This window comes from Streptomyces sp. NPDC088261 (assembly GCF_044740805.1).
Classification (GTDB): Bacteria; Actinomycetota; Actinomycetes; order Streptomycetales; family Streptomycetaceae; genus Streptomyces.
This window is the reverse complement of the sequence record NZ_JBIURL010000004.1, coordinates 277,463-291,333: the sequence shown is the minus strand read 5'-3', so window position 1 is coordinate 291,333 and position 13,871 is coordinate 277,463. Positions and strand designations below refer to the sequence as shown.

At 71.9% G+C, this 13,871-nt stretch carries 12 protein-coding genes; 8 read left to right on the top strand and 4 right to left on the bottom strand.

Annotation, left to right across the window (positions count from 1 at the left end):
• Positions 1–85 precede the first annotated feature (85 nt).
• From ACIODU_RS10995 to ACIODU_RS10985, 3 genes are all read left to right on the top strand, one after another.
• Positions 86–1,252 carry an ROK family glucokinase gene (locus tag ACIODU_RS10995; RefSeq protein WP_401766404.1) on the top strand — a complete coding sequence of 389 codons (1,167 nt, stop codon included), beginning with the start codon at positions 86–88 and terminating at the stop codon, positions 1,250–1,252.
• Positions 1,249–1,845, top strand: coding sequence for a hypothetical protein (locus ACIODU_RS10990; protein ID WP_356422139.1), 597 nt, complete (start codon positions 1,249–1,251; stop codon positions 1,843–1,845). Before ACIODU_RS10995 ends, ACIODU_RS10990 begins: the two co-directional genes overlap by 4 nt.
• A gap of 189 nt (positions 1,846–2,034) precedes the next feature.
• A complete protein-coding gene (locus ACIODU_RS10985) occupies positions 2,035–3,621 on the top strand; it encodes an MFS transporter (protein WP_401766401.1) in 1,587 nt (528 codons plus the stop codon).
• Positions 3,622–3,656: 35 nt separating this feature from the next.
• Here the strand turns inward: ACIODU_RS10985 and ACIODU_RS10980 are convergent, their stop codons facing one another.
• Both ACIODU_RS10980 and ACIODU_RS10975 read right to left on the bottom strand, forming a co-directional pair.
• A complete protein-coding gene (locus tag ACIODU_RS10980) occupies positions 3,657–4,580 on the bottom strand; it encodes a ketopantoate reductase family protein (protein ID WP_401766398.1) in 924 nt (307 codons plus the stop codon).
• A 91-nt stretch (positions 4,581–4,671) separates the two neighbouring features.
• Entirely contained in the window at positions 4,672–6,246 is a 1,575-nt protein-coding gene (locus ACIODU_RS10975) for a DHA2 family efflux MFS transporter permease subunit (protein WP_401766396.1), read from the bottom strand.
• Positions 6,247–6,324: 78 nt separating this feature from the next.
• Here ACIODU_RS10975 and ACIODU_RS10970 point away from each other — a divergent pair, with 78 nt between their 5' ends.
• A complete protein-coding gene (locus ACIODU_RS10970; protein WP_401766391.1) occupies positions 6,325–6,978 on the top strand; it encodes a winged helix-turn-helix transcriptional regulator in 654 nt (217 codons plus the stop codon).
• On the opposite strand, the gene ACIODU_RS10965 is transcribed toward ACIODU_RS10970, so the two are convergent.
• Entirely contained in the window at positions 6,932–7,690 is a 759-nt protein-coding gene (locus ACIODU_RS10965) for a methyltransferase domain-containing protein (RefSeq protein WP_356422124.1), read from the bottom strand. The genes ACIODU_RS10970 and ACIODU_RS10965 overlap by 47 nt on opposite strands.
• Before the next feature lie 196 nt (positions 7,691–7,886).
• On the opposite strand from ACIODU_RS10965, the gene ACIODU_RS10960 reads away from it, so the two are divergent.
• Positions 7,887–8,666, top strand: a complete 780-nt coding sequence (locus ACIODU_RS10960; protein ID WP_401766388.1) for an MHYT domain-containing protein — start codon at positions 7,887–7,889, stop codon at positions 8,664–8,666.
• A 45-nt stretch (positions 8,667–8,711) separates the two neighbouring features.
• Here ACIODU_RS10960 and ACIODU_RS10955 read toward each other — a convergent pair whose 3' ends face one another.
• Positions 8,712–10,859, bottom strand: a complete 2,148-nt coding sequence (locus ACIODU_RS10955) for a SpoIIE family protein phosphatase (protein WP_401766385.1) — start codon at positions 10,857–10,859, stop codon at positions 8,712–8,714.
• 103 nt (positions 10,860–10,962) lie between these two features.
• On the opposite strand from ACIODU_RS10955, the gene pcaC reads away from it, so the two are divergent.
• The 3 genes from pcaC to ACIODU_RS10940 all read left to right on the top strand — a co-directional run bounded on the left by pcaC (position 10,963) and on the right by ACIODU_RS10940 (position 13,840).
• Entirely contained in the window at positions 10,963–12,270 is a 1,308-nt protein-coding gene (pcaC, locus tag ACIODU_RS10950; RefSeq protein ID WP_356422115.1) for a 4-carboxymuconolactone decarboxylase, read from the top strand.
• Between the two features lie 88 nt (positions 12,271–12,358).
• Positions 12,359–12,991, top strand: a complete 633-nt coding sequence (locus ACIODU_RS10945; protein WP_401766381.1) for an MBL fold metallo-hydrolase — start codon at positions 12,359–12,361, stop codon at positions 12,989–12,991.
• Between the two features lie 69 nt (positions 12,992–13,060).
• On the top strand, positions 13,061–13,840 hold the full coding sequence (locus ACIODU_RS10940; RefSeq protein ID WP_401766380.1) for an exodeoxyribonuclease III: 780 nt from the start codon (positions 13,061–13,063) through the stop codon (positions 13,838–13,840).
• Positions 13,841–13,871 lie beyond the last annotated feature (31 nt).

Below are 13,871 nucleotides of genomic sequence, written 5' to 3'. Positions count from 1 at the left end.
GGACGACACGACTCGTGCGAGCGATCAGCCGAGGACGCACTCGGTACGGCAGGCCTGAGCCGACGGACACCAGGGAGCCGGGCCGATGAGCACGTACCGCGACTTCGCGCACCGCGGGTCCGCCCGTGGCACGGTCCTCAGGACCGTCGGCACCAGGGAGCGCCGGTCCCTGCTCACCGCGCCCCGCGTCCCGACCGTCGGCATCGACATCGGCGGGACGAAGGTGATGGCCGGGGTGGTCGACCCGGACGGCAACATCCTGGAGAAGATCCGGACCGAGACCCCGGACAAGTCCAAGAGCCCCCGGGTGGTCGAGGACACCATCGTGGAGCTGGTCCTCGACCTCTCCGACCGCCACGACGTGCACGCCGTCGGCATCGGCGCGGCCGGCTGGGTCGACGCCGACCGCTCGCGCGTCCTGTTCGCCCCGCACCTCGCCTGGCGCGACGAACCCCTGCGGGACTCGATCGCCGGGCGCCTCGCCGTCCCCGTGATGGTCGACAACGACGCCAACACCGCCGCCTGGGCCGAGTGGCGCTTCGGCGCCGGACGCGGCGAGGACCACCTCGTCATGATCACGCTGGGCACCGGCATCGGCGGCGCGATCCTGGAGGACGGCCGGGTCAAGCGCGGCAAGTACGGCGTCGCCGGCGAGTTCGGCCACATGCAGGTCGTCCCCGGCGGCCACCGCTGCCCCTGCGGCAACCGCGGCTGCTGGGAGCAGTACAGCTCCGGCAACGCGCTCGTCCGGGAGGCCAGGGAGCTGGCCGTCGCCGACTCGCCGGTGGCGTACAACATCATCGACCGGGTCAAGGGCAACGTCCACGAGATCACCGGACCGCTCATCACCGAACTCGCCCGCGAGGGCGACGCCATGTGCATCGAGCTGTTCCAGGACATCGGCCAGTGGCTCGGCGTCGGCATCGCCAACCTCGCCGCCGCCCTCGACCCCTCCTGCTTCGTCATCGGCGGCGGCGTCAGCGCCGCCGACGACCTGCTCATCGGCCCGGCCCGCGACGCCTTCCGCCGCCACCTCACCGGGCGCGGCTACCGCCCCGAGGCGCGCATCGTCAAGGCGGAGCTGGGCCCCGAGGCGGGCATGGTCGGCGCCGCCGACCTCGCCCGGCTGGTGGCGCGCCGCTTCCGCCGGGCCACCCGCCGCCGTGTCGAGCGCTACGAACGCTACGAGCGGTACGCCCAGGCCATCCGTACCACCCGTACGGCCCCGACCGAGGAGGAACCGCCGTCATGAGCACCCTCCCCTCGCACGTGCCGCCACCGCAGCCGGTACGGCCGGGCGACGACGGCAAGCCCCCGGAGGACCGCCGTCACCGCAACCGCCGCCGCTGGCTGACCGCCGTCGTCATCGTGCTGCTCGTCGGCGTCCCGGCGGGCTACCTGGTGGTCTCCGCCGAACAGAGCCGCAGGAGCGGCCGGGACAAGGAGGCCGAGTCCTCGGCCACCGGCCTCCAGCCGCTGCGCCCCTCCAAGATGAAGCGCCGCATCTACGAGGTCCCGGTCCCCGGCGGCGCCACCGGACTGCGCTACTACGAGACCAGCAACTGGAAGTCCAGCCGCCTGTACGTCCAGTTCGACGTCACCTCGGGACGGCTCGACACCTTCCTGACGGAGATGGGCGTCAGCCGCTCCTCCCTCAAGGAGGGCGCCATCCCCATCTCCGCCCGCGACCAGCGCACGGTCGGCTGGGACTTCGACATCCCGGACCACGCGTGGGCCGGGGTGAGCCACGACCAGAAGGACCCCAGACCCAGCCAGGACGTGGTGGTCGACCTCTCGGACCCGGCCTTCCCGCGCGTGTACGTGGTCTCCACGGCGACGCCCTGACCTCGTAGCGCTCGCGGGCGCGGGGCCGGGCCCCGGCCGGGTGACTCACGCCGCGCCCGGGCCCGGCCGGCCCACGCCCCGGAGCAGGTTCGCCCGGCTGGCCCCGCGCGGTGAGGGCGGGCCGGGGGCGCCGGGGGGAGATAGTCGGTGGGACCGGTACGCCCCTCAGGCCGTGGACGAGGAGTGAGCATGCCTGATGCCGAACCCGAGGCCCCCGAACCGGGCGGATCCCACCCCGCCCCCCGGGCCGCGCACACCCCGCCCGCGCAGAACAAGTGGTGGACGCTGACCGCCGTCTGCCTCGGCACCTTCATGCTGCTGCTGGACATCACCATCGTGAACGTGGCGCTGCCCGACATCCAGCGGTCGCTGCACGCCAGCTTCTCCGACCTCCAGTGGGTCGTCGACGCGTACTCCCTCACGCTGGCCGCCCTGCTGCTCACGGCGGGCAGTCTCGCCGACATGTACGGCCGCAAGAAGCTCTACGTGATCGGTCTGGCGGTCTTCTGCCTCGCCTCGCTGCTGTGCGGACTCTCGAACAGTTCCCTGATGCTGCAACTGTCCCGGGGGCTCCAGGGCATCGGCGGTTCCATCATGTTCTCGGTCTCTCTGGCGCTGCTCGCGGACGCGTTCCGGGGCAAGGACCGGGGGGTCGCCTTCGGGATCTGGGGCACCATCACCGGACTCGCCGTGGCGATCGGGCCGCTGCTCGGCGGGGTGCTCACCACCGGCCTGTCCTGGGAGTGGATCTTCTACGTCAACCTGCCGATCGGGGTGATCGCCGTCGCGATCACCGTGCTCAAGGTCGCCGACTCCCGCAATCCGGAGGCCCGCCACCCCGACTGGCCGGGCTTCGTCCTGTTCACCGCCGCCCTGTCGAGCCTGGTGTACGCGCTCATCCAGTCCAGCCACGACTCGTTCTCCGACCCCGTGGTCATCGCGTGCCTGGCGGCGTCGGTGGTGCTCATGACCGCGTTCGTGGTGGTCGAGCTGCGCGTCTCCGAGGCGATGTTCGACCTGGCCCTCTTCCGCAAGCCGACCTTCACCGGCGGCCTGGTGGCGGCCTTCGGCCTCAGCGCCTCCCTCCTGTCGATGCTGCTCTACCTGGTGCTCTACCTCCAGGACATCCTCGGGTTCAGCGCCCTGGGGGCCGGTGTGCGGCTGTTGCTGATCTCGGTCGGCATCCTGGTGATGTCCACGGTGTCGGGACGGCTCTCCTCCCGGATGCCGGTGAAGTGGCTGATCGGCCCCGGCCTGCTGCTGATCGGCGGCGGGCTGCTGTGGATGCGGGGGCTGGACGCGTCGAGCGGGTGGACCCATCTCATCCCCGGCATGCTCATGTCCGGCGCGGGTCTGGGCCTGGTCAATCCACCGCTGGCGTCGACCGCCGTCGGTGTGGTCCAGCCGGCGCGCGCGGGCATGGCGTCGGGCATCAACTCGACGTTCCGCCAGATCGGCATCGCCACCGGCATCGCGCTGCTGGGCACGCTGTTCTCCAGCAAGATCAAGTCCTATGTGACCGACCACATCGCCGCGATCCACGGCGTCGGCGACATCGGCTCCCGTATCTCCACCGCCGTCCAGTCCGGCACGGTCACCCAGACGGTCGACGCCCTCCCGGCCGCCGTCCGGGGCCCGGTCGAACACCTCGCCGCGGCGGCCTTCACGTCGGGCCTCAACGAGCTTCTTCTCGTCGGCGGGATCATCGCCCTCGCCTCCGGCGTGGTCTCGTTCTTCACGATCCGTACGAAGGACTTCGCGCAGCAGCCCTCCTGACCTCCGGGATCAGCTCGCCGCCGCGTGCCCCGGCATCAGCTCCCCGCCGCGTGCCGCCGGTTGTGGGCGCGCAGCGCCAGGGCGGCTGCTTCCAGACGGGGTACGGGGACTCCGGCGTCGCGGCCCCGCCGGACGAGGTCGCCGAGGACGTTCTCCACCTCGGTCGGCCGGCCGGCGGCCAGTTCGCGGGACAGGGACGACGTCATGGGGGATCCGGCGGCCGTGACCAGGCCGCGGAGCGCGCTGTGGGCCGCCTCGTCCAGCCCGTGGCCGGCCGCGGCGGCGACCGAGGCCGCCTCGTCGAGGGTCGCGGTCGCGAACTCCGTCCCCCCGGTGACGGCGACGACGTCTCCGACACCGCCCCGGGCCAGCGAGGTGATCGCTCCGACGGTGGCGATCATGACCCACTTCGCCCACATCGCGCCGATGATGTCGGCGGTCACGGTGACGGTGAAGTCCGGGACGCTCAGGGTCGCGGCCACCGCGTCCGCCCTGCTGCTCGTACCGCCGTCGAGTTCGCCGATCTCGATCTGCCCGCCGGGCGCGTACTGGCGGATGTCCCCGTCGGGGCCCATATCGGTGGCGACTCTGAGGGTGCCGCCGAGCACCGCCGTACCGAAACGCCGGGTGAGCACCTCCACATGGGTGATGCCGTTGAGGAAGGGGACCAGCGCGGTGCCGGGGCCGATCGCCGGGGCGATGTCGTCCATGGCGGCGGACAGCGCGTCCGGCTTCACCGAGAGCAGCACCAGGTCGTACGGCTCTGTCAGGGCGTCGGCGGTCACCGGTGTCGCGCCGACCACCTCGGTCCGGTCGCCGTCGAGGACGCGCAGGCCGCGCTCGCGGAGCTGGCCGGCCCGGTGGGGGCGTACCAGGAGATCCGCGTCCCGCCCTGCCCGGAGCAGCTGGGCTCCGACATAGCCGCCGACGGCGCCGGCACCTACCACCAATGTCTTCATGGTTCTCTCTCCTCGGATCCTGACGGGGGACGCGGAGGTGGTGGAGCGGGCGTCCGTTTCGGCGGGGGAGGACGCACCGTCACCTCGTTCCCTACATGGTTGTTCCTGATCCCCCGGGGCGCGCGCCGGCGCCGGAGAGGTCCCCTTGAGGCGGGGCGGGCTGGGCGGGGAGGAAGACGCCGGCGAGGAGGGCGCCGGCGACGGCGACGTAGGCGGCGACGAGGCAGCCGGTGGTCAGGCCGTGGTCGAAGGCTCCGGTGGCGGCGTGTCGTACGGCTGCGCCCAGGGCGGCCTGCCCGTGGGCGGCGAGCTGGTCGGCGACGCCGAACGCGCCTCCCACGGACTGGTGGGCGAGGTCGCTCGGTCCGGAGGGCAGCGAGGCGGGGAGGGTGGTGTTGAGCCGGGAGTCGTACTGGGTGGCGTAGACGCTGCCGATGACGGCGACGCCGAGGGTGCCGCCGAGGAGGCGGGTGGAGTCGTTGACGGCGGATCCGACGCCGGCCTGGTCCCCGGCGACCGCTCCCATGATCGATTCGGTGGCGGGGGCGGAGGTCAGGCCCATGCCGAGGCCGAAGACGACCATCTGGCCGGCGATGATCCCGTAACTGAGGGTCGGGGAGATGTCACTGGCGACCCAGAAGTAGAAGGCCGCCTGGAGGGCGAGCCCGGCCGTGACGATCACCTTGGTGCCGACGCGGACCGCCAGGCGCGTTCCGAAGGTCGATCCGAGGGCGACGGCGGCGGCGACGGGCAGCAGGTGGACGCCCGTGGACAGCGGGCTGTAGGTGCGGATGAACTGGAAGTACTGCGTGATCAGGAAGATGAATCCGAATAGGGTGAAGAAGGAGATGGTGACGGAGACGCTGGCGGCGGTGAAGCGCATGTCCTTGAAGAGCCGTACGTCGAGCATGGGCTGCGCGATGTGGCGCTCGCCCAGGATGAACACGGCCAGGAGCACCACGGACCCGGCGAAGCCGGCGAGGGTGGCCGACGAGGTCCAGCCGCGGGTGGGGGCTTCGATGATGGTGTAGACGAGCAGGCCCATGAAGCCGGCGGACAGGACCAGGCCGAGGTAGTCGAGGCGGTGCGCGACCTGGCTCTTCGACCGGGGTACGTACAGCGCGACCAGGATGATGACGGCCAGGGAGACCGGGCCGAGGGTGTAGAAGATGCTGCCCCAGCTGTAGTGCTCCAGGAGGAAGCCGCCCACGATCGGCCCCAGCGCGATGGCGACCCCTGCGGTCGCGCCCCACAGGCCGATGGACAGGGCCCGTTCCTTGCGGCTGGTGAAGACCCCGGTGAGCAGCGCGAGGGTGGCGGGGAAGGTCATCGCGGCGCCCAGCCCCATGACGGCGCGGGCCGCGATCAGCTCCTCGGGGGTGGTGGCGTACCCGCCGACGAAGCTGGCGACCCCGAACACCAGCAGACCGGTCATGAGCATGCCCTTGCGGCCGAAGCGGTCCGACAGGCTTCCCGAGGTCAGCAGCAGGGCGGCGAAGACGAGGTTGTAGGCGTCCACGACCCATTGCAGCTGGGAGTCGGTGGCGCCCAGCTCGCGCGTGAGGGTCGGCAGCGCCACGTTGACCAGGGTGGTGTCGAGGTTGATCACGAACGCGGCGAGGAGCAGCGCCACGAGCACGAGCGGTTTGGACGGCGAACGAGTCATGCTTTAAAGCTATACCTGGTTGGTTTACTTTATCCGCCACTCGCTTTAGGTTCTGCCGTTCTGCCGTACCCTGGGCACATGCGGAGTTATGGCCAGTACTGCTCGATAGCCCGGGGTCTCGACGTCATCGGGGACCGCTGGACGCTGCTGATCGTCCGGGAGCTGCTGCTACAGGGCCCGTGCCGGTTCACGGACGTCAAGAACGGCCTGCCGGGCATCGCGACGAACCTGCTGTCCACCCGCCTCAAGGAACTGGAAGCGGCGGGGCTGATCGCCCGCGAGGACGCGCCGCCGCCGGTCGCCACCGCCCTCTACCACCTGAGCGAGACCGGTCTGGCGCTCCAGCCGGTGCTCAGGGCGATCGGGCTGTGGGGGCTGCGGTTCATGACCGACGAACGCCCCGACGACGCGTTCCAGGCGCAATGGCTGGCCTATGCCCCGGCGTGGTTCACCACCGACGCGGACCCGGACGGTCCGCCCGCGGACATCCAGCTCGTCGCGGACGGCGAACTCGCCGTCATCGAACTGCGCGACGGCCGCGTCCACACCCGGCTCGGCCGTGCCACCGACCCCGACCTCACCCTCGAAGGGCCACCCCGCGCGGTCCTCGGCCTCCTCACCGGCAAGATCGACCTCGACCTCGCCACTTCACTGGGCCTGACCGCCACGGGCCGCCGCGACCTGCTCAGCCGCCTGCGCCCTGTCGTGGAGGAAGGTGAGCGGCGGACGTGATGTCCCTGGACGCCGGAGGGGCGGCCGCGTCGGCGTGCGGGGCGGGAAGGGGGCGCCTGGCCATGACGACCACGCCCGGGCCCGTGTGCTCGTCGGCGGGGAGGCGGAGTTCGGCGACCGGGTCGAGGCCGGCCTGTTCGATCAGGGCCACGAGCTGTTCCGGGCGCCACTTGTGGGTGGTCCAGCGCACCGGTACGCCTCCGTAGGCCTCGGTACGCGGCGCGTCCTCGTCGCCGACGTGGGTCGCGGTGATGAAGTGGCCGCCCGGCTTCAGGGCGCGGGCGAAGTGGGCGAAAACCTGGGGGAGGACGTCGCGGGGCAGGTTGAACAGTGACCACCACCCGAGCACACCGCCCAGGGACGCTTCGCCGAGGTCGAGTTCGGTGGCGGAGGCGACGTCGAAGCGGCAGTGCGGGTAGAGGCGGCGCGCGTTCTCGATCATGCGCGGGGAGAGGTCGACCCCGGAGACGTCGAGCCCGCGTTCGGCGAGATAGCCCGTCACGGTTCCGGGCCCGCAGCCGACGTCCAGGACGGGCCCGAGCCCGCTCACCGAGTCGGCGAAGGCGTCGATCGAGGCCTTGAGCCAGGGGTGCTTGCGTATGTCGCCGATTCCCGTCGTCAGCACCATGTGGGCGTAGTTGTCGGCCACCTGGTCGTAGGACTCACGGACGGTGTCGAGATCGGCCGGGCGGTCGATGGGGTGCGCGCGCATCGGCCCACGATAGGACGGGTGACGCCGCGTCAGCTCCGTACCCGAGACTTCCGGCCACCGCCGACGACTGTTCCCGGCCAACTTCGTTAAGAAGACGAGACCGTACGAATCGGTCCGCACCCCCGCCGCGCACCCCATAATCACGTCGCCCCCCACGCCCCAGTACCCACTTCCTGAACCAAAGGTCGTCCTACTGATGCGCGGCACCGTCGACGGTTTCCACTACGGACTCATCACCCCCATCGCTGCCTACCTCATGGCCTGTCTCGGCGCGGCCCTCGGCCTGCGCTGCACCACACGCTCGCTGCGGGCCGAACATTCCTGGAAGGCCGGCTGGCTGGCCCTGGGGGCCGGAGCCATCGGTTCCGGTATCTGGACCATGCACTTCATCGCCATGATCGGCTTCAACGTCGAAGAGACACCGATCAGTTACGACGGAACCCTGACGCTCCTCAGCCTCTTCGTGGCGATCGTGATGGTGGGCATCGGCGTCTTCGTCGTCGGCTACCGGGGCGCGAGCCGGTGGACCCTCACCCTCGCGGGCACGGTCACGGGGCTGGGGGTCGCGGCGATGCACTACACGGGCACGGCCGGGATCCGGCTGGCCGGTCATCTGGAGTACGCCGCTCCGACGGTCGCCGCCTCCATCGTCGTCGCCGTGGTCGCGGCGACCGCCGCGCTGTGGGCGGCCGTCTCCATCCACGGCTTCTTCGCGAGCCTGGGCGCGAGCGTCGTCATGGGGATCGCCGTCACCGGAATGCACTACATCGGCATGGCGGCGGTGACCGTACACGTCCAGAGCGCCGCGAACTCGTCGGGCTCCGACTTCCCGGCCTCGTTCATCCTCCCGATGCTCCTGGGGCCCGTGGTCTTCCTGCTCCTGGCGGCCGTCATCGTCATGTTCGATCCGCTGCTGGTCCTGGGCGACCAATGGGACAGACCGGCGGCACCACGGAGGACCCACCGCAACGCGTGACCCGGAGGGGGCGTCACGAGGGGGACACGCCCTGGGGGCCGCGGTTCAGGAGACGCCCAGTTCGGCCCAGATGGTCTTTCCCGCGCTCGTCCGGCGGGTCCCCCAGCGCCGGCTGGTCCTGGCGATCAGGAACAGTCCCCGGCCGCCCTCGTCGAGCGCCGAGGCCAGCCGCAGATGGGGGGAGGTGTTGCTGCCGTCCGAGACCTCGCAGATGAGGCTGTCCCCGTTGATCAGACGGAGGGAGACGGGACCGGTGGCGTACCGGACGGCGTTGGTGACGAGTTCGCTCACGATGAGTTCCGCGGCGAACTCCACGTCCTCGCTCATGCCCCAGGCGGTGAGCCGGTCGGTGGCGTACCTGCGCGCCTGCGCCACCGCGGCGGGGGCGCTGGGCAGTTGCCACTCCGCGACCCGGTCGGCACCCAGTGCGGCGGTACGGGCGATGAGCAGCGCCACGTCGTCCCTCGGCGGGTCGGGGAGCAGCGAACGGAGGATGTGGTCGGCCGCGTCGCTCATCGAGGGGTTCGTGCCGCGCAGGGCCGCGCGGAGGAGGTCCAGGCCCTCGTCGATGTCGTGGTCGTACGACTCGATCAGACCGTCGGTGTACAGCACGACGAGGCTGCCCGCCGGGACGCGCGCCGTGGCCGACTCGAAGGGCAGCCCTCCGACGCCGAGCGGCGGTCCGGCCGGGGCGTCCAGGAGGCCGACGGTTCCGTCGGGGTAGCGCACCACGGGCGGCGCGTGTCCCGCCCGGGCCACGGTGCACTCGCAGGTCACGGGGTCGTAGACGGCGTAGAGGCAGGTGGCGCTGAGGTCCGTGTCCGGGATCTGGTTGCGCACGCCGGTCGTCTGGTGCAGCACGATGCCGTCGAGGCGGGTGAGGAGTTCGTCGGGGGTCAGCTCGATGTCGGCGAGGGTCCGCACGGCGGTGCGCAGGCGCCCCATGGTGGCCGAGGCATGGATGCCGTGCCCCGCGACGTCCCCGACGATCAGCGCGACCCGGGCCCCCGACAGCGGGATGACGTCGAACCAGTCGCCCCCCACCCCGGCGGCGGAGTCGGCGGGCAGGTAGCGGGAGTGGGTCTCCACGGCCATGAGGCGCGGCGTCTCCTGCGGCAGGAGGCTGCGTTGCAGGGCGAGGGCGGTCTCCCGCTCGCGGGTGTAGCGGCGCGCGTTGTCGACGCAGACGGCGGCGCGCGAGGCGATCTCCTCGGCGAGGAGGACGTCGTCCTCGTCGAAGGGCGGACGGGTGCCGAGGCGGCCGAAGAGGACCACACCCAGGGTGCCGCGCCGGGCACGCAGGGCGATGGCCATGGCGGAGGTCGGCCCCGCGGCCCCTTCCTCCGCCGGGTGGTCCGCGGCCGGGGCGAACCAGGCCGCGTTGGTCGCGGGATCCTGGCTGAGGACGGAGCGCCCGGTGGCCAGACAGGAGGCAGGCCCGGACGACTCCGGGTACGTCATCGGCTCGCCGGCCCCCGACGGATCTCCCCGCCCGGCCGAAAACCCGGCGGAGGGGCCGGCCGATGGGCGGCCGGCCGAGGATCCGGCGAACGCCCCGACCGAAGACCCCGCCGACGCCGCGACCGACGGCCCGGCGAACGGCCCGACCGAAGACCCGTCCGCCGGTCCGGCCGACGGCCCGGCCCGCGACGCGGCCGGGTAGACCCGCTGCGCGCCGGTCGTGGGCGCCGCGAAGGGTTCCCGGGTGGCGACCAGGTCCACCCGGGCCAGGTCGGCGAACTCCGCCACGGCGACATCGGCCAGTTCCTCGGCCGTACGGGACACGTCCAACGTGCTTCCGACCCGGCGCCCGGCCTCGCTGAGCAGTCGCAATCGGGCTCTGGAGATCGTCAGGTTCCTGAGGCGTCTGTCCCGTTTCTCACGCAGGTGGCAGACGATCAGGCTGACGACAAACGCGAGGAACACCGCGAGAACGGTGATGAAGCGATCCCGCGTGGCGACCCCTTGAACCCCGGCCCCATAGACACCGGCCACCGCCCCCAGATCGGCCACCCCGACCACGAAGGTCAGCCGAAGAGGCAGGAGAGCACTGGCGATCAGCTCGGCGAGAACCGAATACCCGGCCCACGGGAAGAGCCCCGGATCCACCGCCAGCTGGAGAAAGGCGATCAGACCGATGAAGGCGAGCAGCAGCGCGGCCAGGACGCGGTCACGATCCCATGCACGAAGCATGCGCCTACCTCCTACGCAAGTTTTTCACACAACGAGTCCACGGGCACGGCGGCCGCCCCACCGGCCATCCGCGTGATCCGCGGGATGTGAGACCGTGCAGGGCGTGAGCGAGACGATGATTGCCAAGACTCTCCAGTACCGCACGGACGGCCCCGAGGACGCCCCCACCCTGGTCCTCGGCCCGTCGCTCGGTACTACATGGCACATGTGGGACCGGCAGGTGCCCGAGTTGGCGCGGAGTTGGCGGGTGGTTCGGTTTGACCTGCCGGGGCACGGGGGGGCGCCCGCGCACCCCGCCACCAGTGTTCCCGAGCTCGCGCAGCGGTTGCTGGCCACGCTCGACGCGCTCGGGGTGCAGCGCTTCGGGTACGCGGGGTGTTCCGTCGGCGGGGCCATCGGGGCCGAGCTGGCGCTGCGGCGCCCCGACCGGATCGCGTCCCTCGCCGTGGTGGCCGCCTCGCCCCGGTTCGGCAGCGCCGACGAGTTCCGCCAGCGGGGGGTGATCGTCCGCGCCAACGGGCTCGACCCGATGGCCCGTACCGCGCCCGAGCGCTGGTTCACGCCCGGCTTCGCCGCCGCGCAGCCGGCCATCGTCGAGTGGGCCGTCCAGATGGTCCGTACCACCGACCCGGGGTGTTACATCGCCGCCTGCGAGGCGCTCGCCGCCTTCGACATCCGCGCCGAGCTGGGCCGTATCAGCGTCCCCACCCTGGTCCTGGTCGGCGCGGAGGATCAGGTCACCGGGCCCGCCGAGGCGCGCACGCTGGTGGCCGGCATACCGGACGCCCGGCTCGCCCTGGTGCCCGGCGCCTCGCACCTGGCGCCCGTCGAGCAGCCCGCCGCCGTCACGGACCTGCTCGTCCACCACTTCTCCACGGCCTGGTTCAACCCCTCCGACACGGCCACCGGACTGACCGTGCTGCCCGACCGGGCCGTCGCTCCCGCCGTCTCCCCGACCGTCGGCCCGGTGGCCGAGATCGCCCCCGCCGAGCAGCCGCGGGCCGTGGCGGGTCCCCCGGGACCGGCCCGCCCCGACCCGTACGGGCCGGGCATGCGGGTACGCCGTGAGGTCCTGGGCAACGCGCACGTCGACCGGGCCATGTCAGGCGCCGACGACTTCGCCGGCGACTTCCAGGAGCTGATCACTCGCTACGCCTGGGGCGAGGTGTGGACCAGGGACGGCCTGGACCGCAGGACCCGCAGCGCGGTGACCCTGACGGCGCTGGTGGCGGGCGGCCACCTGGAGGAGCTGGCCTTCCACACCCGCGCGGCCCTGCGCAACGGCCTCACCCCGGCCGAGATCAAGGAAGTGCTGATGCAGACGGCCGTCTACTGCGGTGTCCCCGCCGCGAACTCCGCCTTCCGCGTCGCCGCGACCGTGATCCAGGAGGAGACCCGCCCCCAGGCGTAGGAGGATGGGACCGGGGCGGCACGGGACGCGGGCGGGACCGGCCCCGTAACGCTCAGTCCGCAGCGCTCAGAGGGAGAGGTGGTCCGCGGTGAAGCTCACCAAGAAGACACATGCCTGCGTCCGGCTGGAGAAGGACGGGCGGACGCTGGTCATCGACCCCGGCATGTTCACCGAGGCGGACGCGGCGGTCGGCGCGGACGCCCTGTTCGTCACGCACGAACACCCCGACCACTTCGCGGAGGACCGGCTGCGGGCCGGCCTGGAGGCCAACCCGGGCGCCGAGCTGTGGGCGCCGCGCAGCGTCGCCGACCAGATCTCCGCGGCCTTCCCCGGCCGCGTCCACACCGTGGGCCACGGCGACGCCCTCACGGTGGCCGGGTTCGACGTCCGGGTCCACGGCGAACTGCACGCCGTGATCCACCCCGACCTCCCGCGCGTCACCAACGTGGGCTATCTCGTGGACGGCTCCCTCTTCCACCCGGGCGACGCGCTGACCGTGCCCGACCAGCCCGTCGACACCCTGCTCCTGCCTCTCCACGCGCCCTGGAGCAAGGTCTCCGAGGTGATCGACTACCTCCGCGAGGTCAAGCCGGTGCGCGCGTACGACGTCCATGACGTGCTGCTCGCCGAGACCGGCCTGGGCCTCTACGGGAGCCTCCTCGGGTCCCTCGGCGGTACGGACCACAGCAGGCTGGCGCCGGGCGACTCGGCGGACGTCTGAGGCAGCGGGGACCGCCGTCCGGGGCCGGGCAGCCGGTGACTGTCGTACCCCGCCGATAGGCTGGGGAGCATGCGCATCGCGACCTGGAACGTCAATTCGATCACTGCCCGGCTGCCCCGCCTGCTGGCCTGGCTGGAGAGCAGCGGGACGGACGTGTTGTGCGTCCAGGAGACCAAGTGCACGGAGGAGCAGTTCCCCTCCGAGCAGCTGAAGGAGCTGGGGTACGAGTCGGCGGTCCACGCGACCGGCAGGTGGAACGGGGTGGCGCTGCTCTCCCGCGTGGGCCTGGAGGACGTCGTCAAGGGCCTGCCCGGCGGGCCCGAGTACGAGGGCGTGCGGGAGCCGCGCGCCGTCTCCGCGCTGTGCGGTCCCGTGCGCCTCTGGTCGGTGTACGTGCCCAACGGCCGCGAGGTCGGGCACGACCACTTCGCGTACAAGCTGCGCTGGTTCGACGCGCTGGGCGCGGCGGTGCGGGAGGACGCGGCGGGGGAGCGGCCCTTCGCCGTGCTCGGTGACTTCAACGTCGCCCCGACCGACGACGACGTCTGGGACCGGTCGTTGTTCGACGGCGCCACCCATGTCACCCCGGAGGAGCGGGCCGCGCTCGCCGCGCTGCTGGCCGAGGGGCTGACGGACGTGGTGCCCCGCCCGCTCAAGTACCACCATCCGTTCACCTACTGGGACTACCGGGAGTTGGGCTTCCCCAAGAACCGGGGCATGCGGATCGACCTGGTGTACGGGAACGGGCCGTTCGCCACGGCCGTCAAGGACAGCTACGTCGACCGTGAGGCCCGCAAGGGCAAGGGTGCCTCCGACCACGCCCCGGTCGTGGTGGACCTCGACCTCTGAGCAACCATCCGGCTTCGGGAGCGGTCTCACC

What these genes read in the sequence shown, in the direction of transcription:
- ACIODU_RS10995 (WP_401766404.1), top strand. Translation starts at nt 86, where the DNA reads ATGAGCACGTACCGCGACTTCGCGCACCGCGGGTCCGCCCGTGGCACG.
- ACIODU_RS10990 (WP_356422139.1), top strand. Translation starts at nt 1,249, where the DNA reads ATGAGCACCCTCCCCTCGCACGTGCCGCCACCGCAGCCGGTACGGCCG.
- ACIODU_RS10985 (WP_401766401.1), top strand. Translation starts at nt 2,035, where the DNA reads ATGCCTGATGCCGAACCCGAGGCCCCCGAACCGGGCGGATCCCACCCC.
- ACIODU_RS10980 (WP_401766398.1), bottom strand. Translation starts at nt 4,580, where the DNA reads ATGAAGACATTGGTGGTAGGTGCCGGCGCCGTCGGCGGCTATGTCGGA.
- ACIODU_RS10975 (WP_401766396.1), bottom strand. Translation starts at nt 6,246, where the DNA reads ATGACTCGTTCGCCGTCCAAACCGCTCGTGCTCGTGGCGCTGCTCCTC.
- ACIODU_RS10970 (WP_401766391.1), top strand. Translation starts at nt 6,325, where the DNA reads ATGCGGAGTTATGGCCAGTACTGCTCGATAGCCCGGGGTCTCGACGTC.
- ACIODU_RS10965 (WP_356422124.1), bottom strand. Translation starts at nt 7,690, where the DNA reads ATGCGCGCGCACCCCATCGACCGCCCGGCCGATCTCGACACCGTCCGT.
- ACIODU_RS10960 (WP_401766388.1), top strand. Translation starts at nt 7,887, where the DNA reads ATGCGCGGCACCGTCGACGGTTTCCACTACGGACTCATCACCCCCATC.
- ACIODU_RS10955 (WP_401766385.1), bottom strand. Translation starts at nt 10,859, where the DNA reads ATGCTTCGTGCATGGGATCGTGACCGCGTCCTGGCCGCGCTGCTGCTC.
- ACIODU_RS10940 (WP_401766380.1), top strand. Translation starts at nt 13,061, where the DNA reads ATGCGCATCGCGACCTGGAACGTCAATTCGATCACTGCCCGGCTGCCC.